13 protein-coding genes are annotated in these 23698 nt (G+C 64.3%); 8 read left to right on the forward strand and 5 right to left on the reverse strand.

The window, feature by feature from the left end; translation table 11 throughout:
* Positions 1–131: 131 nt before the first annotated feature.
* From O7A61_RS09670 to O7A61_RS09695, 6 genes are all read left to right on the forward strand, one after another.
* A complete protein-coding gene (locus O7A61_RS09670; RefSeq protein WP_337129523.1) occupies positions 132–12143 on the forward strand; it encodes a hypothetical protein in 12012 nt (4003 codons plus the stop codon).
* A 220-nt stretch (positions 12144–12363) separates the two neighbouring features.
* Positions 12364–12864: a phage tail protein gene (locus O7A61_RS09675; RefSeq protein WP_337129525.1), complete on the forward strand. Its 501-nt coding sequence runs from the start codon at positions 12364–12366 to the stop codon at positions 12862–12864.
* Between the two features lie 12 nt (positions 12865–12876).
* A complete protein-coding gene (locus O7A61_RS09680) occupies positions 12877–13380 on the forward strand; it encodes a phage tail protein (RefSeq protein WP_337129526.1) in 504 nt (167 codons plus the stop codon).
* Between the two features lie 14 nt (positions 13381–13394).
* Positions 13395–13916: a phage tail protein gene (locus tag O7A61_RS09685; protein ID WP_337129528.1), complete on the forward strand. Its 522-nt coding sequence runs from the start codon at positions 13395–13397 to the stop codon at positions 13914–13916.
* A gap of 29 nt (positions 13917–13945) precedes the next feature.
* Positions 13946–15262 carry a hypothetical protein gene (locus O7A61_RS09690; RefSeq protein ID WP_337129530.1) on the forward strand — a complete coding sequence of 439 codons (1317 nt, stop codon included), beginning with the start codon at positions 13946–13948 and terminating at the stop codon, positions 15260–15262.
* Positions 15263–15300: 38 nt separating this feature from the next.
* Positions 15301–15819 (forward strand): GNAT family N-acetyltransferase, encoded by a 519-nt coding sequence (locus O7A61_RS09695; RefSeq protein ID WP_337129532.1) that lies wholly within the window; start codon positions 15301–15303, stop codon positions 15817–15819.
* Between the two features lie 50 nt (positions 15820–15869).
* Here the strand turns inward: O7A61_RS09695 and O7A61_RS09700 are convergent, their stop codons facing one another.
* Complete coding sequence (locus O7A61_RS09700; RefSeq protein WP_337129534.1) at positions 15870–16136, reverse strand: DUF6916 family protein; 267 nt, start codon at positions 16134–16136, stop codon at positions 15870–15872.
* A 288-nt stretch (positions 16137–16424) separates the two neighbouring features.
* On the opposite strand from O7A61_RS09700, the gene O7A61_RS09705 reads away from it, so the two are divergent.
* A complete protein-coding gene (locus O7A61_RS09705; protein WP_337129537.1) occupies positions 16425–17228 on the forward strand; it encodes a SapC family protein in 804 nt (267 codons plus the stop codon).
* A 123-nt stretch (positions 17229–17351) separates the two neighbouring features.
* Here the strand turns inward: O7A61_RS09705 and O7A61_RS09710 are convergent, their stop codons facing one another.
* A complete protein-coding gene (locus O7A61_RS09710) occupies positions 17352–18686 on the reverse strand; it encodes a four-carbon acid sugar kinase family protein (protein WP_337129539.1) in 1335 nt (444 codons plus the stop codon).
* Positions 18687–18691: 5 nt separating this feature from the next.
* Positions 18692–19942, reverse strand: coding sequence for a 3-oxo-isoapionate-4-phosphate decarboxylase OiaX (oiaX, locus tag O7A61_RS09715; RefSeq protein WP_337129541.1), 1251 nt, complete (start codon positions 19940–19942; stop codon positions 18692–18694).
* Positions 19943–20121: 179 nt separating this feature from the next.
* Between oiaX and O7A61_RS09720 the strand changes: the two genes are divergently transcribed.
* Entirely contained in the window at positions 20122–20835 is a 714-nt protein-coding gene (locus tag O7A61_RS09720) for a transcriptional regulator NanR (RefSeq protein ID WP_027145252.1), read from the forward strand.
* Here the strand turns inward: O7A61_RS09720 and apnL are convergent.
* Together apnL and O7A61_RS09730 are read right to left on the reverse strand one after the other, a co-directional pair.
* Positions 20811–22667: a D-apionate lactonase gene (gene apnL / locus O7A61_RS09725; RefSeq protein ID WP_337129543.1), complete on the reverse strand. Its 1857-nt coding sequence runs from the start codon at positions 22665–22667 to the stop codon at positions 20811–20813. The genes O7A61_RS09720 and apnL overlap by 25 nt on opposite strands.
* Positions 22657–23697 carry a Gfo/Idh/MocA family protein gene (locus O7A61_RS09730; protein WP_337129545.1) on the reverse strand — a complete coding sequence of 347 codons (1041 nt, stop codon included), beginning with the start codon at positions 23695–23697 and terminating at the stop codon, positions 22657–22659. The genes apnL and O7A61_RS09730 overlap by 11 nt, the downstream gene beginning before the upstream one ends.
* Between the last annotated feature and the right edge of the window lies 1 nt (position 23698).

The following is a 23698-nucleotide window of genomic DNA, read 5'->3' on the forward strand; positions in this document are numbered from 1 at the left end:
CGCTATACAATAGAATTCCGGTAAACATCCCGCACGCGGGACGTGTAGTCCAGAAGGGCTCGCCAGGGATGGGAACTACCGAAAAATCTCGGCAAGTTGGTGAGATGGCGGCACGTGGGGAGGGGTTCCACGTGAGCGCCGGCTATCGCCGTTCGAGCCTTGCGAGGCATCTCTGGAAGACGACTGCGCTTACGTCGCTGGCGCTGGCGCTGGCGCTCTCGGGCGCGGCCGCCTATGGCGACGACGCCGGGCTCTGGCAGCCGCAGGTCCGGGCCATCATCGGCGCCGACAACAATGGCGGCAACGCCGCGCTCGAAGGCTTCATCCCGATCAAGCAGACCGCGGAATCGGTGCTGTTCCTGGATGTGCGGGCCAAGCACGATTTCAAGGACGCCTTCGGCCAGGATATCGGCCTCGGCATCCGCCGCATCGTCAACCCGGACCTGATGCTCGGCGGCTACGCCTATTTCAATGCCGAGAGTTACGGCGGCAGCCAGTTCACCGGGGGCACGCTCGGCGTCGAGGCGATCACGCCGAATTTCGACGCGCATGTGAACGTCTTCGTGCCGATCAAGGGCGACAGCGCCGACCACTCGACCAGCTCGACCCTGTCGATGGTCAGCAATCAACTGATCGAGCAGATCTCCGTGCTCGACCATCGCGATTACGCGGCCTGGGGCATCGAAGGCGAGGTCGGCGCGAAGGTGCCGCTCAGCCTGCCCGACAAGCATTCGCTGCGGCTGGACATTGGCGGCTACCATTTCGAGGATCCGCATGGCGATGACGGCAGCGTCACCGGCGCCAAGGCCGGCATCGAATATGAGATCGGCGATGTCTTCGGCACCGGAACGTCGCTGACCTTCACCGGCGAGGTGCGCAACGACAACCGCGACGACACCCAGTTCGCCGGCAGCGTGCGGCTGAACATCCCGTTCAATCCCGGCGGCGGCTCGGACAGCACCGGCAGCGTACCGGAACCGGTGTATCCGGTCAGCGAAGGCCTGCGCAAGCGCGTCAATGAGCGGGTGCGCGGCGATATCGGCGTCCGCATCCAGAGCCAGGACAAGAGCGGCGGCTCGACGACGCGCGTCGCCATTAACGCCGCCACCAATGCGGCCTTCGGAAAATTCTACTTCGCCGATGGCGGCCTGGCCGGTGCCGGCACCCAGGCCGACCCGACCACGCTCGACGACGCGGTCACCAGGGCCGGCGCCGGCGGCTTCGTCGTGGCGCTCGGCGGCAACGGCAATCTGACCACGGCCGGAGTGACCCTGACCACGGGCCAGACCGTGATCGGCGGCGGTGAAAGCGTCACGGCGAAGCTTCTCGGCGGCGGCACCGCCACCTTCAATCTCGGCGGCAGCGACGGCACGATCCAGGGCACCAACGTCGCCAACAACGTCATCACGCTCGGCAATGGCAACACGCTGAACGGCATCACCATCACCGGCGGCGCCGACGGCATCTTCGGCACCAACGTCGCCGGCACGACGCTGACCAAGGTCACGGTGACGGGTGCCGGTGGCAACGGCGCCGAGTTCACCGGCAATTCGACCAGCGTGAAGGCGTCCGATTTCACGTCCACGAACAACGGTCTCGACGGCCTGCATATCGAGGACAACGGCACCTATAATTTCACCGGCACGACTTTGCTGTCGGGCAATGTCGACGACGGCCTGGATATCACCGGCCAGGGCACCTACACCTTCGCCGCCGTCAACGCCCAGAACAACGCCGACCGCGGCATCACCGTGCAGGGCACGTCGAGCGGCGGCACATTCACGACCACTGGCGGCAATGTCTCCGGCAATGGCGGCATCGGCGTCTACATCGACCCTATCACCGCCCATGTGGTGCTGGATTCGATATCGCAGACCGGCGGCACGTCGGGCGTGGTGCTCGATCACGTCTCGGGCAGTTTCACCGTCAACGGCGCCACGACGATTTCCGGGACGTCCGGACCGGCGATCGCTATTTCCGATTCGCCCGCAGCGATCCGCTTCGGCGACGTCAGCATCACGGCGCCCGCCGGCGATGGCATGGTGTTTTCCGGCGTCAACGCGGCGGTGGTTGCCGGCAACATCGTGGTCTCAGGGCTGGGTCTCGGCCATACCGGCCTCGACTTCTCCGGCAGCCAGACGACCTTCACCGCATTGTCGGCCAACATCAGCGGGTCCGGCGCCGGCTCGATCGGCATCGATCTCGCCGATACGACCGGCGATGCCTCGATCGTAATCACCAATGGCGGGACCATTTCCGGCGTCGACACTGGGGTGCGCCTCGGCATTGCCGGCTCGCTGGCCCACTCGGCCAATGCCCAGTTCACCTTCGGCGGCGGCTCGATCGCGGGCGTTACCGCCTCGCTCGATACGCGCGGGCTCAACCAGACGCTCGGCCTCTATGCGTTTGGCTCGACGACGTTCAGCGGTCCACAGTTGTTCGACGTGCAGAACGTCATCTTCGTCGGCGCCGCGGCGTCGGGCTCCGGCGATGGCTCATCGCTTGGCAACCTGGCGTCGATCGGTACGGCCGACGGCATCAGCGACAGCAATGCGATCTTCGTGCTGGTCAACGACGCCGGCAACACGCCTATCAATGCCGCGGGCGGTTTCTCGCTCAGCGACGGACAGACACTGGCTTCGTTCGGCAATGGCCGTTCCTTCTCGCTCGGCGGCGTGCCGGTCAACGTCACCGGCACCAACATCCAGCACGACCAGGTCATTTCGGATCCCGGCACCGGGGCGGCGACGCTGACCAATTCCGGCGCCGGCGACGTCGTCACGCTGGGCAACGGCAACTCGCTGCAGGATTTCAACATTTCGGGCGGCAGCGGCGCGGCGGTCCATGGGACGGGCATTGCCGGCCTGATGGTCCACGGCGTCACGGTCAGCAACGTCGCGACAGGCCTCTTCCTCAATGGCGTGACCGGTGCCGTGACGGTCGATGATCTTCACATCCAGAACGTGAGCCAAACCGGTATCGCGGTTGCCGGTTCGAGCGCGACCGTCAATTTCACCGGCAACACGACCATCGCCAACGCCGCCGGTGTTGGGCTGTTCGCCAATAATTTCGACGGCACCGCCACTTTCGACGACCTCGATATCACCGGCGGCGGCAGGGGCGTCGCCATTTGGAGCGGTTCGAGCGGAACGCTGACCTTCGGGTCCGCGAGCTCCATCACCAACACAGGCGATGTAGCCTTCAACATCAACAACGCGACGCCCAACGTCACCTATAACGGCACGATTAACCAGGCCACCGCGGCCAACGCGGTGCGTATCCTTGCCATGACCGGCGGCAGCGCCACCTTCGCCGGCAAGATCACCGCCAGCACGGGCGCGGCCAGCGCGATCGACCTGAGCGGTAATGCGGGCGGCACGATCAACTTCACCGGCGGCCTCGACCTGACCACCGACGGAGGCTACGCCTTCAGTGCCATCAATGGGGGCACGCTGACGGCAACCGGCACAGGCAATACGGTCAACACCGGCGCCGGCGTGACGGAAAACGGCATCCTGATCGGCGGCGCCAGTGGTCTGACGATCGGTACGGCCGGCGTGACGTTCGCCAGCGTTACCGTCGATGGTTCCGGCGGTACGGCAGCGTCCGGTATCGTCATCGAGAACACCAGCGGCGGCAATGTCACCTTTGGTAACGTCAATATCAACCGCGCCAGTGGCGATGCCATCCGCCTGACCAATATCAGCAGTGGCACCTACACGTTCAACGGCACGACGACGATCGCCACCGCTGGCCCCGGTCCAGGGTTCGTCGTCGAGGACAGCGCCGCGACCGTCAGCGTCAGCAACCTAGTCACGACCAATGTCGCCGGCGCCGATGTCGGCCTAACCAACAACACCGGCACGATCGGCATTGGCGGCACCATCACCAATTCCGGCGCGGGCGACGGCGTCGTCGTTTCCGGCGGCAGCGCCGCGATCACCATCGGCGCGACCATCAACAGCTCTGCGACAGCGCCCGGCACGGCAGTCAAGGTCGACGGCATCACCGGCGGTTCGGTCGCGCTCACCGGCGCGGTCACATCGACCGGCACCGGCAACCTCTTCGCCATCGGCTCGACCTCCGTGCCGACGGGCGGCGCCATCAGCTTCACCGGCTCGGCGCTGACGGCGACCGGCGGCGGCGGCGCGGTCATCGTCGGTCTCGGTGCCGCCGCGACCTTCAACGCCACCGCGCCGCTGTCGATCACCAACGCGACCGGCAACGGCGTGTCGGTCTCCAATGTCGCCGGCAGCGCCACCTTCGGCGCCGTCACCGTAACCACCGCCGGCGGCAACGCCATCGACATTTCAGGCAATTCCGGCTCGGTGACCTTCGGCACGACCAACGTGACGATGGGCGCCGCGGCCAACACCGCCGGCATCAATTTCAGCGGCACCAACGCCGATGTCAGTTTCGGCACGACCAGCGTGACCATGGGCGCTGGTGGCACCCAGACCGGCATCGATTTCAGCGGTTCGTCGACGACGGCCGATTTCGGCCTGACCACGATCACCGGCACCGGCGACCTGACCTCGCGCGGCATCGACCTGTCGTCGACCACGGGCAACAAGACCATCACCTTCCTGCGCGGTTCCAGCATCACCAACGCCGGCGTCGGCGTCGAACTGTCGTCTGGCGGCACCACGGCGACCTCGGCCAACGCCAACTTCACCTTCGGCGACGGCAGCTCGGCCGACGGGCTGCAATCCTCCATCAGCGCCGCCATCGGCGGCTATACGGTCAACACGATCGGGCTCGATTCGACGCTCGGCAACTACGATTTCGACGATGTCGCCTTCAGCGGCAGCGCCCATCTCGCCAGCGCCGTCGGCGGAGTCACAATGGTCTCGCAGACGGGCGGCGTCATCAACGCCGGCACGGATGGGCTCAGCGCGGATGTGAGCACCATTTCGGTGACCGCCGCCGACGCCATGACCGGCAGCGGTGTGATCTTCGCCTTTGTCGGCACGGTCGATCTCAGCGGCACGCCGTTCACGCTCGATTCGGGCCAGTCGATCACCGGCTTCGGCAACGGCAATTCGATTGTCACCTCCGGCACGATCCAGCCGATCAATGTCCAGGGCAATCTCGGCGCAACCGGCGGCAACGTCACCGGCGACGAGGGCGTGGTCAAGAGCACGGGCAGCGATACACTGCATCTGCTCGGCAGCAATCAGGTGAAGAACACCGCTTTCGACTTCAGCGGCGGCAGCGGCTCGGTCTTCCTCATCGACCAGAGCGCGGTCGGCTTCAGCAATGTCGGCGGCATCGTCGTCGAAGGTGTGGCGGTCAGCAATGTCGGCGTCGGTCGGACGGCGTTCAAGGTGGTCGGCGTCGACACCAACGTGTCGATCACCAACAACAATGTCAATGTCACCGGCACGCTGCTCGACGCCAATGGCGGCAACGGCAACATCACGGTCACGCGCGGCACCTTGCCGAACAGCGCGACGCCGGGCACGCTGACTGGAGGCGGCATCTCGATCGCCAACCGCACCGGCGGCCTGGTCAACTTCACCGAAAAGGTGACGGTGGGCGGCACCGGCGTTTCGCTGATCAACAACACCGGTTCCACCGTCACCTTCGCCGATCTGGACATTTCCACCTCGGGCGTGACGGCTTTCACCGCCAGCGGTGGCGGAACGGTCAATGTCACCACCGGCACGATCAACGCCACGGGTGCGCGAGCGGTGGCGCTCGACGGTATCACGGCCGGTATCAACTTGGCCTCGACCACCGCGACATTCGGCTTGGGCAACGGCATCGACCTGCTGAATCTTAACGGCACGGCCGCTTTCGGCGCCGGCACGCTGACCAACACCGGGTCCGGCACGGCGTTCAATGTCGGCTCCGCAACCAACCTCAGCGGCGGCAACGCCGCCATCTCCTATGGCGGCACGATCGCCAGCAACGGCACGGGTGCGTCGGTTTCGATCCAAGAACTAACCGGCGGCTCGGTGACGCTGTCGAGCAATCTGACGGACGGCAACGCGGCGGCCGGCGGCCAGATCGTCGTTGCCGGCATCGACAATGGCACGGCCGCGACCGTCACTTTCTCCGGCACCACCAAGCAGATCAGCTCGGGTGCGACCGACGCCGTCAGCCTGGGTCTGCTGGGCAATTTCCCTGCGGGCACTCCGGCACCCAATACCAACGGTACAATCGACTTCACCAATGGCGGCCTTGATATAACGACTACGACCGGGGCGGGCTTCGCCGCGGGCTACGGTGGCACGGTCAGCGTGTCCGGCAGCGGCAACAAGATCGCCTCTGGCGGCAACGGTTTGCTGATAGCTTTCGCCGACGTGGGCAGCGCCGGCGTCAACTTCGACAGCATCTCGGCCGTATCCAATTCGGACGGTGCCGGCGTGTTCCTATCGGGCGCCAACCTCGCGGGCGATGTCAACATCGGCGGCTTGAAAGACACCGGATACACAGGCGCGTCGTTGTCCGCCCTGAGCGGCACCGGCGAGGTCAATTTCACCGGCACGATCGATCTCGACGTGAGCTACGCAGGGTTCGACATTGGTGGGCCTCAGGTCGGCACCATCAACATCGCCAACGTCGCGGGATCCACCCTGACCATCGATGGCGGCCAGTTCGGCATCATACAGAGTTCGCAGGGTGGGACAGTCAACGTCGGCGTCAACGGCAGCGCCAGCATCACAAACACCACCGGTGCGGCCATCAGCCTCGGCGGCGGCAATGACCTGGCCTTTACCACGCTGACCTACAAAGGTTCGATCACAGTCGGTGCAGGCTCGGTGTTGAGCGCCAGCGGCGACGGGACCCGCCTGAACATGAGCGGTTCAGTGGTTTCCACCACGTCATCGACGACCTTCGACTTCTTTGGCCATGCCGACGGCATATACGATATTTCGAGCACCATCGATCACAGCGGCGGCAAAGGTGTCGCTGTCGGCGGCTCGGCGAACGGCACGGTCACCTTCTCGGGCACGTCGAAGACATTCAACACCGGGGCCAACGATGCCATCTACAAGGCGCCTGTGTACGGGCCGGACCCGCAGAACAAAGGCACGCTGGCGTTCACCAATGGCGGCCTCGCCATCACCACCACCAGCGGCGCCGGCTTCACCGCCAGCACCACCGGCCCGGGCACGGTCAGCGTCACCGGCACGGGCAACACCATCACCACCACGACCGGCACCGCGCTCAACCTCGATGGCGCGACCGTCGGCGCCGGCGGCATCAATTTCGACAGCGTCTCGGTCAACGGCGCGGCGACAGGCATTGCGCTCAACAACGTCAGCGGCGGCACGATCGGCCTGGGCACGGTCGACCTGCAAGGCATCACCTCGCGCGGCGTCGACATTTCGGGCACGCTGGGCTCGACGCTCAGCGCCACGAGCCTGAACATCGTCCTCGGCGCCGCCAATGCGGTCGGCCTCGACCTCAGCGCTGCAGCGCTCGGCGCGAGCAACATCACGGCAGGCGATTTCGACGTCGACGGCGGCAGCTTCGCCGGCACGATCGGCATCGACATGGCCGGCACGACGGGCACTGGAACGATCCAGCTTGGCGATCTCCTCAACAACAATCCCGGTCCGAGTGGCCAGACCTCGACCATCGACAATGTCGGCTATGGCGTGCAGTTCTCCAGCGCCACCAACGCCAAGCTGGTGTTCGGCGATGGCCAGGGTCCGGCCGAGTCCTCGATCTCGACCACCGGCGGCCAGGTCATCCACGCCACCGATAGTTTGCCGACCAACGGCGACTACAATTTCAACGACGTTACCTTCAGCGGCGATACGTCCAACCTGGCGACCATCAGCGTCTATTACGTCACCGAAGGCGGCACCGGCGCCGGTAGCCTCGCCGATCCGGGCAGCTATGCTGGCGCCCAGGCATCCACAACCGCCAACGTCATAGTGCTGATCGACCAGACCACCGGCGGCAGCCAGTCGACGATCGACCTCGCCGGAACCACGTTCCAGCTTGATGACGGGCAGGTGCTGCTCGCTTTCAAGAGCGGTGATGCCGCCGTCGATGTCTCGCAGCTTGGCGTCTCCTCCACCGGCGGCGCGTCCGGGGTCTTCCACTTCACCACGGCGCAGAACTCGCCGATCGTCTCGGCGCCGGGCGGCATCGATTCGCTGCGGCCCATCCTGCAGAGCAACAGCGCCGGTTCGGTCGTCAGCCTTACGACATCAGGCTCGGGCCTGATCACCGGCGGCGTCCAGAACCTCATCATCCGCAATACCGGCGCCGGCGCCGGTGTTTCCGGCAACGCGTCGGCCAACTCCAGTTTCTTCCTCAGGAACAACGACGTCGCCGCCGGCGGCAGGGCGCTCGATTTCATCACCAGCGGCGGCGCAACGGCCGACAAGCTCCTGTTGTCGATCGACGGCAACACCCTGAAATCGACGGGATCGGCGCTTGCCGCATCCTTTGCCGGCCAGAACATCAGCGCAACGGACAATTCGATCGCGATCCGGTCTTTTGCCAATAACACGGTGATCGGCGGTACCGGTGGCGGCATTGCCTTCAATGATGTGAGGTTCGATTCCGACGGCCTCGGCGGCACCGTCAGCGCAGGCACGCTCGTCGTCGGCACTCCCGGCGTGCGGGTCCAGGGCAACGGCCTCAGCTTCACGAACACCACCGGCACGCTCGACCTGGGCGCGCTCAGCCTCGCCAACAACGCCGGCACCGGTGTGCTTGCGTCCACCAAGACCACCAATTTCACCCTGAACAGCAGTGGCGGCTCGGTCGATACCACCGGTGGCGCGGCGTTCAATCTCGACCCGCTGACGGTCGGCATGGTGCTCAACAGCGTTGCCGCCAGCGGAGGGGCCAGCGGCATCATCTTCGACGGCGTCGCCGGCACGTTCACGGTTACGGGCGCAACCACGGTCACCGGCACCTCGGGCGACGGCATCAGCGCCATCAACACCAACACCGGTAGCTTCAATTTCAACACGGTAACGGTGAACAATGTTGCCTCGGCGGGCGGCGGCATCGGCTGGGCCAGCGGCACGCTCAACGTCACCGGTCTCGCAAACATCGACACCACGACCGGCGCCGGCCTGTCGCAGAGCGGCGGCACGACCAGCTTCACCGGCGGCCTGACCATCGACACCACGACCGGCACCGGCATCGCCGGAACCGGCGGCACGATGGGCATAACCGCCACCGGCGGTGCCGAGACGGTGACTTCGACCGGCGGTCCCGCGATCGGCCTTTCCGGTATTGCTGCCGCCATCGCGCTCGACTCGACCTCGTCGGCCGGCGGCACCAGCAATGTCAGCCTGACCAATGTCACCGGTACCGTTGGCCTCGGCGGCGGGGCGCTGAGCGGCGCCACGGGCACCGCGTTCAACGTCAATGGCGGCAGCGCCAACGTCACCTATGCCGGCACGATCACGCAAGGCACGGCCAACCAGCGCATGATCGTCGTCGCCGACACCGCAGGTGGCACGGTGAACTTCACCACCGCCGTGGCGAACGGCCTCAACGACACCGCCGGCGCCGGCATCATCGTCGACGGCGCGGCGGGCAATGTCACGATCAACAATGCAAATCTCGCGGGTACGGCCGGTATCACCATCCTCGGCGATGCGGGGCACACCGCCACGGGCACCTACACCTTCAACAATGTCGCCATTCACACCCTCGCCGGCGCGACCAACTACGCCTTCGTCATCGATGGCGACCAGGGCACGCCAGCCAATGACGACGTCAGCGCGACCGTCAACCTCAACAATGTCGACATCACAAACCCAGGCGGCAATGTCGCCAACATCCGCGGCATGGCCGGCGGCTCGGTCAATTTCGATGCCGCCAGCTCGATCACCCGAAACGATGGCGGGCTGGGCATCGTCGCCCTCAGCAATAGCGGCGGCACGATCAATTTCGGCGGCGCGACGAAGACGCTCTCGACCGGCGCCAACGCCGCCGTCATTTTGACCAGCAATGCCGGCGCGACGATCAACTTTACTAATGGCGGCTTGGCGATCGGCACAACCAGCGGCCAGGGCTTCAATGCCACCGGCGGCGGTACGGTCAGCGTCACGGGGGGCGGAAACACGATTTCGACCAGCAGCGGCGCCGCGGTCAACCTGGACACCGTCGCTGTCGGCGCCGGCGGCATGATTTTCGCCTCCACGAACACGAGCGGCGCCGGCGGCAGCGCCGTGGTCCTGGACACCGTCACAGGTCCGGGAGCCATCAATCTCGGCACCGGCGCCCTGGTCGGCGGCAATCTCGCCACTATCCGCATCGGCGACGGCGCCGGCGGCGCGAACAGCGGCGGCACGGCGACCTTCAGCTATGCCGGCACGATCACCAGCGGAACTGGCCGGGCGATCGACATCCAGGATCGCGCAGCCAGCGCGGGCAACATCACCCTGTCGGGCAACATCACCCACAATGTGGGCGGCCAGACCGGCATCTTCCTCGACGACAACGCCGCCGGCACGATCACCTTCTCGGGTGCTTCCAAGTCGATCACGTCAGGCAGCGCGGCCGGCGTCAGCCTCACCGACAACGCCGGCGCGATCATCGACTTCACCAATGGCGGGCTGGTCATCAACTCGACCAGCGGCATCGGCTTCAACGCCACCGGCGCGGGTCCGGCAGCGACCACCGGCGGCACGGTGACGGTGCAGGGTTCGGGCAACACGATCAATTCGACCTCCGGCACCGCGCTCAATGTCGTCAACGCGACGATCGGCGCGAACGACCTGATCTTCCAGAAAATCAGCTCGAGCGGCGGAACGAGTGCCGGCATTGTTCTCGACAACACCGGCTCGAGCGGCGGTCTGCACGTAACCGGCAGCGGGTTGAACATTGGCGCGACCGGCGGTGGTGTCATATCCGGCAAGACCGGTGCCGACATCAACTCGCAGGCCCTGGACGGCAGCGCCACCATCACCGGTACGAATGGCGTCGGCATTTTCCTGCGCAACACCAGCGACGTTCAGCTGAACGGCATGCAGCTCAACGACTTCTCGAACTACGCCATTCTTGGCAGCGGTGTCACCGGCCTGATCATCGACCACACCACGATCAATGGTGTGAACGGCGACAACGACGCCGTCAACGAGGGTTCGGTGTGGCTGCAGCAGCTGCTCGGCACCGCGACGATCCAGAACAGCTCGATCAGCGGCGGCTGGGAAGACAATCTGCATGTGCAGAATTCCAGCGGGACGCTGAACCGGCTGACAGTTGATAATGTTGCCTTCGGTGCCAACAGCGCCGGTTTTGGCAACGAGCAGATCAACGCGATCGCTCTCGGCACCGCCACGCTGAACATGACGGTTCAGAATTCGACGTTCACCGGCTCGCGCTCGGTCAACATGCAATACACGATGGGCGTCGACGCCTCGAATGTCGGCGCCGCGCACGGCGACGTGGTTATCGCCAACAACACGATCACGGGTGCTGCATCGCAAATCTCGGGTGCTGCGGGCATTTTCATCACCAGCGGCGGCACCGGCGATCACCCGACGCTGACCTACAATATTCACGACAACAACATCAACGGCATGGTGGGCTCGGGCATCAATGTAAGCATGGCGAGCAGTACGGCCGCCGGCTCGTACAGCGGCTTCATCAACAACAACACCATCATCGGCAACGCAACCAGCGGCGGCGCAAACGGCATCTCCATCATCACCGCAGGCGGTGGAACGCACACGACGGCCATCACCAACAACACCATCACCAAGATGGCGTCCGATGGCATCTATATCCAAAACGGCGACAACACCTCGGGCGGCGACGGCATCATCTTCGCGACCGTCACCGGCAATTCGGTCAAGGACGCGTTTGGCGGTTTCCCGAACGCCGCGTTCGAATTGAACAACGGCACGACCAGTTCCGGCGAGGCGGGCGGCGATCATTCGATCGTTCATCTGACACTGGGTGGCGCGGGCGCTCTGCAGAACGATTTTGCTACCAGCGCCGGCCAAGCCGGTGCCTACGCCGAAGAAGTGCGCATGCGTATGCGGTTCAGCGCCACGACATATCTGAACGGTTATGCTGGCGGCGCCACCGATGATGCTGCTGTCTCGACCTGGGTCGGCAACAACAACATCCTCAGCACCTCGGGTGGGGAGGACTCGCATGTCGTCACCAGCCATGGCTCAGGTTCGGCAACCTGGCAGCCAGGCCCGTAACGGAGCTTGGGCGAGCAGACGGAGCTTTGCGGTCTCGACCTGACATCAAACACGCCAAAGTATAGTTATATGAGTAGCGAATTAAATTTTCCATGCACGCCTAGCGGCGTGCAGGCGGCAAGTAGAACTTGCTTTAACGAAATTAGCATCAGGCGTAAAAAGCCGGTTGAATTTCCAGAAACTTGACGTAAGGTTATGACACAAAGTCGAGGGGAAGAATATGGCGGAACCATTTCTATCCGAAATCAGAATCATGTCCTTCGTTTTTGCGCCAAAAGGCTGGGCGCTGTGCAACGGACAGCTTCTGCCCATCGACCAGAATCAGGCTCTGTTCTCTCTCCTCGGCACGACATTTGGCGGTGACGGCCGTGTGAACTTTGCCCTTCCCGACTATCGTGCGCGCATCCCCATCCATGTCGGCAGCGGCCACACGCTCGGTGAACGTGGCGGCGAGCAGGCGCACACCCTTTCAATTTCCGAACTGCCGCAGCATGTCCACACGGCACAGGGCACGTCGGCCACGGCCAGTCCACAACCCGTGCCGACCGGCGCCTACCTTGCTCCGACCGCTTCCATGTATGGCGCCGCAGCCGGGCTGACGGCGCTTACGGCGCAGACGGTGACCAACATCGGCAGCAGCCAGGCACATCTCAACATGCAGCCGTTCCTGACGTTGAGCTTCTGCATCGCCCTGCAGGGCATCTTCCCGTCGCAGAACTGAGGGAGCACGATCATGGCACAGCCTTACGTCGGTGAAGTCAAGATGTTTGCCGGCAATTTCGCCCCGGCCGGCTGGATGTTCTGCGAGGGCCAGCTTTTGCCGATTTCGGAGAACGAAACTCTCTTCCAATTAATCGGAACGACTTACGGCGGCGATGGCCAGAGCACTTTCGCACTGCCTGACCTTCGCGGGCGCGTCCCCCTCCACCAGGGCAGCGGCTTCATCCTCGCCGAAACCGGCGGGGCCGAGCAGATCACGCTCACCATCCAGCAGATTCCGGCCCATTCGCACCCGTTCCTGGCGTCCACAAATGCGGGAAATCAGGCAAATCCCGGCGGCAACGTCACCGCGCAGAACACGCTGGTTCAACTTTATGCCGAGGATGTGCCCACGGTGAATATGGGCATCAACGCGATCTCGTCGGTCGGCGGCAGCCAGCCGCATGAGAATTTCCAGCCCTATCTCTGCGTGAATTTCATCATCTCGCTGTTCGGCATCTTCCCATCGCCGACCTGAAGGGGAACCCATCCATGGCCGATCCGTTCGTTGCCGAAATCCGTATCTTTCCGTTCAATTTCGCGCCGAAGGGCTGGGCGTGGTGCGACGGGCAGCTTCTGCCATTGTCGCAGAATACGGCGCTGTTTTCGCTGCTTGGCACGACCTATGGCGGCAATGGCAAGTCCAATTTCGCGCTGCCGGACCTGCAGGGTCGCTCGCCTATGCATCGGGGGCAGGGACCGGGGCTGTCCCTGCACGACTTGGGAGAAACCGGCGGTTCGGAAACGGTGAGCCTGCTGGAATCAGAAATGCCGATGCATGCGCACACTCTGCGTGCGATGACCGACGTCGCTGACCAGCCGATCCCCAGTACGGCTCGCTCGCTCGCCCGCTCCAACGGGGGCAATGCGTATAATCCGACGCTCACAGTCAGCGCCATGTCACCCAGTACGCTCGCCCCCGCAGGCGGGGGCCAGCCGCACAACAACATGCAGCCCTATCTCACCTGCAATTTCTGCATCGCGCTGCAAGGCTTCTTCCCGCCGAGAACCTGATACCGAGCCAACGAGGTAGGACCGATACGATGGCCAAGACAGAATCACCAAAGTCGAAAGCGGCCAGCGGCAAGAAGGTCGAAGCCGCCGCCCCTTCGCATGACAGGAAGATGCCGGGCGGCCGCGCGCGGGGTCCCGCGCCCGTCTACCAGAACATGCCGGCCGGCACGCCGTTCTTCGAACTGTCGCGGCTGATGGTCGTCGGCATCGATTCATCGGCCGGGCGGCTGATCCAGAAGGCGCAGACGTCGCCCAACGGGTCGTGGCCTTCCGCGTGGTCTCCAATTGCTCCCGGCGCGTGGGTGATCATGACCGCAGGCCTGACCAAGGACGGACGGGTCGCCGTGGTCGCGCAGCCGACCGGCACCACCAGCCTGTCCTTCATCACGGAGGATGCCAACCAGGTCGGCCCGATCGAGAAATGGAATCCGCCGGCCGGCATCGGCGCGCCGCCCGGCGCGACAAGCTATCAAAAGCTTTCGATGGCGCGCGGTGTCGACGGCCGCATCGAAATCTTCCTCACCGACAACCAGGGCCGCATCTGGTGGATCTACCAGAACCCGGATGTCATCGTTCAGGTGCAGAAGACCATCACGCCGCCCGGCACGACGACGCCGATCATCGTCACTGTGGACGAACTCGCCCCACCCGCCCAGCCATGGAGCGGCTGGCAGCAGATTCCCGGCGGGCTGGTGGCGACTACCGCGCTGCGCCAGGCCGATGGCCGTATCGCGCTGTTCGGGATCAATTCCGCACTGCGTCTCTACCGCTGTCAGCAGTCCAAGGCGCAGGCGCTGACGCCGGCCGACTGGACGCAGTGGGTGGAAATAGACGACGGCACCACCTTCACGGAAATGGCGCCGGTCGTCGGTCCGCTTGGCGCCACCAATCTTTTTGCCCTGACGCAGTCAGGTCAGGTGCTGCACAGCAAGCAATTGCCAGCGGGCTCCGACACCTGGACGAACTGGGCGACACCCGGATATAGCAGGGTTCCCAGATACACGCTCTGCGCTGGCATTCAAGGTGACGGCGACATCATGCTGGTCGCCTCCGACCAGCAGCATGTCCACTCGTTCAACGCCCAATACGATGCCGCCACCCAAAATTGGTCGGGGTGGCGTGATTTCAGCGCCTCCGGCGCCAACACACGGCTGTCGCTCGACTACAATGCCGATGGCCGCCTTGCCCTGTTCAGCATGATGATCACGAATGACGGCACGAACAGTCTCTGGACCATCAATCAAATGGCCATGGACAGCTCCGAATGGGAGTGGAGCTGGACGGCGCTGGCCACCGGTAACCTCAAGCAGATCGTCGTGGTGCGTGACCTGACGCCGCCGGTATGACGGCAATCGCGGCGCAGACTGATAGCGTGATAGACAGCATGCCGGCGCAGTCTCGTTCGGCCTGGCCTCGCTCCGATGCGGCCGGGCTGACATTTCGTGCGGCCGGCGAGGCCGACATTCCCTTTCTGTCGCGGCTCTACGCCTCGACCCGCGTCGACGAGCTCGCCCTAACCGACTGGAGCGAGGCGCAGAAGGCCGCCTTCCTCGACATGCAGTTCCAGGCGCAGCACGGCCACTACCACAAGTATTATCCGCAGGCCGACTGGCTCGTGATCCAGCACGCCGGGCAAGACATCGGCCGCCTCTATATCGAGCGCTGGCCGAGCCAGCACCGCATCATCGACATCGCCTTGCTGCCGGCGCATCGCCGCAAAGGTTATGGCAGGGCGCTGTTGCGCGACCTGATAGACGAGGGCTTATTGGCCGGCAAATCTATGTCGATCCATGTCGAGAAGAACAATCCGGCAAGGCGGCTCTATCTCGATCTCGGCTTTGTCGTCGTCGAGGACAAAGGCGTCTACGATTTGATGGCTTGTGCGCCGGCGGGCAACCCGTGATCGTCGCCGCAACGCGGCAGGCCTCAATGCATGCAGCTCAAAGCCGGACGCTAATTGAACACAGCCTCGTAGACCCGCCCCGCCGCATCGGCCGCGACCGGCACGATGAAAATGTCGTGGGTGCAGCCTTTGCCGGCAAGGCTGTAGGTCGCCTGGGGCAGCGCCACATCGACCGGACCCTTGAACAACAGGGAGAATCCGCCACCGGGGCGCGGGCTGGCGGGAATCGGCCTGACATCGGTGAGTTCCAGCGCAATCGACCTCTCGCCGAGCGTGACGGCGAAGGTCGTGCCCTGCTCGAAATCCGTCATCTTCATGCCATCCCTCGATCCGCCTGCCGTGGCGGGTAATGTCGCCGCTTCATGGCAAGCTGTCCATAGCCGCAAGCGGTCCTGGCAGGATGGCGCGGTACAAAGTTCGGCGTAAAACCGCACTATCGCGCTGTGCATGCTTTTGTAGCGGCGAGGAACACGGTAGAGCCTTTGCTTCCATTTTGCGCACGATCTCTTGCCACCCGAAGATCAGCGCAGAAAAACAGAGATCCAGGCGGGATCGTGTATAAGCGGACCGGCGCAACCGGGCCGTGGGAGACGGGGAACCGAACGATGGCCGACAGCGGTGTGAAGAAAGAAACGGTGCCGACGGGCGAATCCATGCCGTTGTTCTATGCCAGGCCCGAGGCGCTCAATCCGACCCGGCACGGCTCGCTGGGTCTCGCCGCGCGCAGCGACTTTTCCTTCGCGGGCTCGGCGCACGCCATTCCCGTGGTGGCGTCGGAAATGCCGGCAGCGATGCGCTCCTACCCGATCGTCTTCATCGGCGCCGGCAAGGCGCCTGTCATCATCACCGGCGTGCGCCAGGACGAGAACCTGTTCGTCGATGCCGACGGCAAGTGGAACGCGCCGCACTACATCCCGGCTTATGTGCGCCGCTATCCTTTCATCCTGGCCGAGGATCCGACCTCGGCCGGCCGGCTGACGCTGTGCGTCGACCGGGCGAGCGAGCGCGTCGTCGACCAGATCGTGGCGCCGTTCCGCGACGACAAGGTGCTGCCGTTCTTCAGCGGCAATGAACCGACCGAGGCGACCAAGCAGGCGCTCGCCTTCTGCAACCAGTTCCAGATCGACTTCAGGGCCACCCGCGAGATGGTCGACAAGATCGACACGCACGGCCTGTTTTCGCCGCGTCAGAGCAAGGTGACGCTGGAAGGCGGCGAAGTGCTCAACCTCACCGACTTCCAGGTGATCGACGAGGCGGCCTTCAACACATTGAGCGACGAGGCCTTCCTCGACCTCAGGAAGTCAGGCGCGCTCGGCCTGCTCTATTGCCACCTCGCCTCGACCAACAGCTGGACCTCGCTGGTGCATCAGGCATCGGTGCGCAAGGCGGAGCGGGCGAAGAGCGCCTGAAGGCAAAAGCGTCTCTGCTGGTCACTTTCGAGCAGACATGTGGTCGTTTGGTGCTCAGGCGCAAGCACCAATCGACTGTGCATGTCTCCCGAGGTTTCGCAATGTCCCAGCGCAACGCCGTGGTCAACTCTGAAGGCCGTCACGGATGGACGAGAAATAGCGGTCGGTTCCTACCTGCCCGCCCTTCAACGCGACCTCCAGCCCGTCGATCGCATCGATGCTGGAATGGGCTACGCAAAGCGGGGAACCGGGCGAGGCGGGCAGGGGCATCCTGACGGTCAGCGCGTCTACACCCATTTGTCCCAGCGCATGGCTTGACGTGTCACCGCCTGCGATGATCACGCGCCGCAAGCTCTGCTCCTCCGTCAATTGGCGCAGCAGCGCACCAAGGCCGCGGCCAAGCTTGTGGCGGGCACCATCCTCCCGGTCGATTTCGGCGCCCCTGTCGGCGGTGGGGCCAAGTGCCGTATAGAGGATGACGCTGCGCCCGGCTTGCAGACTGGCGCGGCCCTTTGCCGCCGCACGCGCAATCGCCTGCACCGACCCCTCCGAAACCAATTCGACAGGGTCGACCTCAATGCCGTCGAAACCGTCGGACAGGGCATGCCGGATCTGTCGTTCGGTGGTCGGCGAGCAACTGCCCGACACGACGGCCACCCGGTCGACGGCACCCGGCGGCGCAAAGCGTGGCCCAGCGTTGGCGATGCCCCTCGACGCCCACTCGGTCAACAGCGCATATTCGATTCCGGACGAGCCGACGACGATGGAACCGCCCGGTTTGCGAACCCGCCATATTTCCTTGCCAGCAAGGGCTTGGGTCTCCCGGTTGTCGACGTCGATAAGAACGATGGCGGCACCGTTCTCCACGAGGCGATCGAATGCCTGCGATCGCGATGTGGACTGCAGCGTCGCCAGGTCAAGCAATCCCAAGGAGAGTCCGGTCTGTCGCGACATATGAATCAGCAGGTCGGACTCATTCATCGGCGTCGTCGGATGGCGGCTCATCACCGGATGACGGTCGATGCGGAAATACTGGTCGCGATAGGCCGCGAACAGGTGGCCAAAGGCAGTGTAGCGTCTGAGCTGCGGTGCGCCGACCAGCATGGGCACGCTGTCCTGTGCGAAGACCGAGCGGCCGATCTCGATTGCCCGGCCGATACTGCCGATTACCGGACTGGAATCGAAGGTCGAGCAGACCTTGTAATGGCAGATATCGGCTCTCAGCGCCTTCAGCCAGGCGAACGCGTCACGCAAATGCGTGTCCATCCACTGCGGGGTCTCGCTGCGGCTGGTGCCAGCGAGGCCAACCGCACGACAGTGCGAAAACCGTGCAAGCTGCTCGGCGTCCGGCTGGCGCATGAACAACACGGTCGGGACGCCACCAAGCTCGAGTGCTTCCATCACATCGGTCGAGCCGGTGAGGTCGTCGCCATAGTAGCTAAGCAGCAGGTCTTGCATGGGTGTCAGGCCGCCCTGCCATCGCCGAATTTTTCAATCGACCGCGCTAGTTCGGCATGGCTGCGGGCATAGTCGGCCAGCGGAATGCCGTCCACAGCCGCCTGCCAGGCCTGACGCACGGCGCGCACGCCGGCGCCCGGTCCGTCCGGATGGCTGACGATGCCGCCGCCGCAGAGATAAAGGAGATCGACCGTTCGCCCGGTGCGTTCATAGGTCTCGGGTGCCTGTCCACCCCACTGGCCGGAACCGGCCACCGGCAGCGCGCAATCGTCAGGCGAGAAGATCGGCGTGGTTACCGCCTTGAAGGAGCGGACGAAGGATGCATCTGGTTCCCAGTATTTCGAGGCAATGCCATTAATCTGGAACTGGTCGACGCCGAGCAGCCGCCAGAACTGCTGCCAGACCTTGAAATCCATGCCGAGGCCGGGATGGCGGGTGAGGATGTCCCAGCCATTGCGGTGGGCGTGCAGCACCAGGCCGGAGCGCTTCCTCAAGAACGCCATGCCGGCGAAGCCGATCGAGTTGATGTTGACCACGGCACAATTGCCGCCAGCCTTGATCACCAGATCGTGGTTGCGCATCATCTCGTCGGGATCGGCATGCGAGATGCCGAAGGCATACATCACCTTCTTGCCGGTCTTCTGTTCATGGTCGAGGACGAGCGGCATGATCGCCTTTACCCGCTCCGCCAGCGGCGAATAGGCAGGGCTCATCAGCTTCTCGTCGTCCTTGATGAAATCGACGCCGGCCTCGATCAGTTCGCCCACCATCGCGGCCGTCTCATGCGGCCGGAGGCCCAGCGCCGGCTTGACGATGGTGCCGATGATCGGACGGTCCTCGACGCCGGTCAGCCTGCGGCTGCCAGCGAGGCCGAATTGCGGGCCTGGATGGGCGCCCCGGTATTGTTCCGGCAGCTTCATATCGATGACACGAATGCCGGTGAGCCCCTTGATCGAATATGTGCCGCCGATGGCAATGGTCATCAGTGCGGCAAGATCGGTGCCGATGGCATCGAACGGAAAGGCGATGTCGACATCAGCGCGCCTGAAGGGCCCGTTGCCGGATCCCGGGAGAGACGGCTGCGCGGCATCAGGCAGGTGACGGATTGCCAGCACGCGCGCTGCCACGCGAGCCTTCAGTTCCTCCGTCTCGCCGGGCAGTTCGACGAAGGTACCCGTCGACTGGTCGCTGGCGATCTTGGCCGCCAGCGACTCGATGCTGCCTGGCGTCTCGATGCGGTAGGTCAAGGTGATCATGGACGTCGGCCGGTCGAAAAGGGTTCGAAAAAGTTTCGTCGCGCAGGAAATCTGGTATAATGAGTACATAAGTATTGCAAGCAATATCCGAATTGGCGGAGTCCGGTCAGCGGACGGGCATTCCAGGAATCGCAGCGGCAATGCTAGATAGGGCCGGGTCAAGGGAGTGATTCGCGACGATGAACCGTTCGGAGCCGATCGTCCGGCGCAAACTTTCCGACGAAGTCTTTGCAAGACTGAAGCGGCTGATCACCAGCGGCGAACTGCAGCCCGGCGACGACATGCCGTCCGAGCGCGAGTTGATGGAGCGCTTCGAGGTCGGCCGGCCGGCGATCCGTGAAGCCATGCAGGCGCTGAGCAATATGGGGCTCGTCGCCATCTCGCATGGCGAGCGCGCCAAGGTGCTGCAACTGACCGCCAAGTCGATCATCAAGCAGGTCGACGGCGCGGCCAAGATCATCCTGTCTTCGTCCAGGGACACGCTGGAGCACCTGAAGACCGCGCGCATCTTTTTCGAACGCGGCATGGTCAGGGAAGCCGCGGAAAAGGCTACATCGGAGGATGTGCAACTGCTGAAGGCAACCGTGGCCGAGCAGCGCGCCGCGCGCGGCGATTCGGAAGCCTTCATCTCCGCCGACATGAAGTTTCATACCCAGATCGCGTCCATTTCAGGCAATCCGATCTATGTCGCCGTCAGCGAAGCCACGCTGGGCTGGCTGAAGGAATACCACACTGAAATGCTTATCTGGACCGGCAAGGAAAAATACACGCTGACCGAGCACGAGGAGATCATCGATCGCATCGAGCACGGGGATGCCGACGGCGCCGAGAAGGCGATGATCAAGCACCTCGAGCGCTCGCGTGCGCTCTATGTGATGAATTCCGAGAAGTAGCCGATCCTGGTAATCGCATAGGGCGGCATTGCGAGATTGCCCTGGCCAAGCGCGGAAGCGTCGACCGGGACATCGTTCGATGTCAGATTCGCCAGCCAGACGATGATCTTGCCCGAGACAGAGCGGCCGGCCAGCGCCAGGACCCGCGTCTCGTCGCTCGTCGTGGCGGAAACATGCGTCAGTCCAGCCAACTCACAAAGCCCTTCGATGGCCTGGAAGATCGGCCGCGGCGTTCCTTGCGCGAGGGGTTCGCCTGATCCCGCGACCACGCCGAACGGCCCGCTGAAGCTGGACAGTGTCAGCATCTCCAGGCCCGGCGCGACGCGCGCGGCATAGCCGATCGTCCATGCGGCGGCGAACTGCGCGGCATGGCGGGGATCGCGGTTCGCCATGGCGATGCGTTGCCCCTGAGGATTGTTCTTGGTCGCGCCACCATAGGGGTTCTGGCGCATGGCTATCGTCGATGGCCCGATCCGGTACGGCTTTGTCCCGAAGATCGCCCGAGTGGACCGGATGATGAAGGGCAGCGCCTCCAGCGATTGCATGACGCTGAGATCATCGGCGGCATGCACGATCGGACAGGTGCAGTGGGTGATGAAATCGAGCTGGTGTGCCGGAACGCGCTTGCGGTTGAGCTCGGTGAAATAGCTGAACATGCCGCCGCCGAGACGGATATCGGGAAAGGCGCGTCGCGCCGCGGTGTAGACGTCCTCGAGCGGCGGGCATGCCGGCCAGGCACTGCCCGGCGGCGTCGACTGGCGGTCGACCGCAGGAGACACCGCGACAGCATCGAGCCGCAGGCCTGCCCGGCGTACCATATCGGCGACATCGGAAAGTTCGGCGTTGAGATCGCCGGCGCAGGCGACCACGCATTCCAGCGTCGTCGAAACAGGGTAGGCGGCGGCGAGCCGGGCATGGGCGCGCAGCGCGTTGAGGCCGTGGCCTCGCGTCGGATCAAAGTGGAAAAGCAGCTGCCGCGGACCGAGCCTCCCCAGCATCGGCAGGTCGGCAAGTGCCGCCTCGACATCCTCGGGATAGATCACCACGCCGATGTCAGGCAGCTTCGAGCCGGCCTTGCCGAGTTCGACGCGAACCGGTTCGGCCGCCGCTGCCGAGGCAGGCACGTTGGCGTCGCCGGTGATTTGCAAGCTGATCGTCTGGTGCAGGGGTTGTCTGGCCGGCAGCACATAGGGCCATGGCAGCGTCAGCGGCCTCACATAGGTCTTGTAGGAAGCGTCAGACCAGTTGCGCTGGTCTTCCATCTCGAATGTGTCGCCATCCATCCGGCATTGCGCGACAACGCCGGGCCGCACCTGATGCGTGATGGCGCGCAAATCCTTGAACGGCTGCCAAGGGTCGATCAGATCGGGCAGTTCCGTCTCGACCACCCCGCCGTCGGTATGCTCGACCGTCACCGGGCTGCCGGCAAGGCCGGCGATCGGGTGCAGGATGCAGAAGCCGCAGCGGTTGGTTTCGAAATCGCTCTCTGGCAACGCGGTCACGTCGAACACCAGCCTGCCGTCGGCGGAGCCTTCGATCGTGGCGCGGAAGCCGAGCCGGCTGCCATTCGGGCCGAGGCAGCTTGCCGTGTAGCTGATTGAGAAACGGTCATCCTTCTGGTCGATCACCAGATCTGTCAGATCAGGCTCGTATGTGCCCCAGTCGCGGTCGCGCACGATATAGGCGATGGCGCGCAGCACTTCGGTGCCGCCATAGCGGATGGTGCGCAGATTGCCGTTGACCAGCTCCGTACTCAGCGCGCCCGCGCGCAACGTGACCGGCTTGGGCTCGGCCGCGCGCGTGCCGTAGAGCTGGAAAGCCTCAGCCGTCATCTGAGCGGGCGTCGATTTGCACCGGCCCGCGGCTGGCGGCACCCGCATAGGCGGCCTCGACCAGGGCAAATGTCTTGAGATTGTCGGCGCCTGAAGTAGCCGGTTCCTGGCCTGATGCAAGGCAGTCGATCCAGTGCTGCTGGATGGCGGCAACGCTCTCCTGGATGTTGTGCCATGGTCGCGAGGCCCAGGGCAGCAGTGGTGGCGAGACGTCGTTCACCTTGGTTCCGGTTTTGCCTGTGACGGTCAGCCGGTAGCCTTGCGCCAGCCGGATCGTGCCGTCGCTGCCATCGAGTTCGATGAGTGTTTCCGGGAACGGCTCCACGGCGAGCTTGGTCGCATAGCTGCAATCGACCACCGAAGTGGCGCCGCCGGCGTGGTCCATGAGCATCGTGGCGACATCCTCGCCGGCGATGGCCGGGTTGATGCGTGCGGTCCGCGCGGTCAGGCTCGACACATCGCCGAGCAGGAAGCGGGCGATGTCGAGAATATGAATGCCGAGATCCTCGATGATGAAGCGTTTGCCCGTCGCCAGATAGGGCTGGCCGGAAAACACGTCATAGCCGGAGCGAAAGGAGATGCGGCCGAAGAAGGGCGTCCCGATCTCGCCGCTGTCGAGTACGGCGCGCACCGCCTGGATCGGCGACTGCCAGCGAAAGTTCTCATGCACCATCAATGGCACGCCGGCTGTTTGGCAGGCCTCCACCATCGCCCTGGCATCACTGAGCGTCGGCGCGAACGGCTTCTGGCAAATGACGGGAACGCCGTGCGCGGCGGCCATCTCGACCAGCTCACGATGGCTGCCCACCGTGGTGGCGACGTCGACGAAGTCGAGTTTCTCCGCCGCAAACATCGCCGCTGCGTCCGTGTAGCGCCGTGCGACATCGAACTGGTCGCCGACGATCTGCAGTCGCTCGGCATTGCGGTCGCAGACCGCGACGATCGAGGCGCCCTTGATGTCGCGCCAGGCATGCATCTGGTTGACGGCGAAGAAGCCGCAGCCGATCAGCGCTCCACTTAGGCTCTCCATG

The sequence above is a fragment of the Mesorhizobium sp. Cs1321R2N1 genome (assembly GCF_037179725.1).
In the GTDB taxonomy this organism is placed as follows: domain Bacteria; phylum Pseudomonadota; class Alphaproteobacteria; order Rhizobiales; family Rhizobiaceae; genus Mesorhizobium; species Mesorhizobium salmacidum.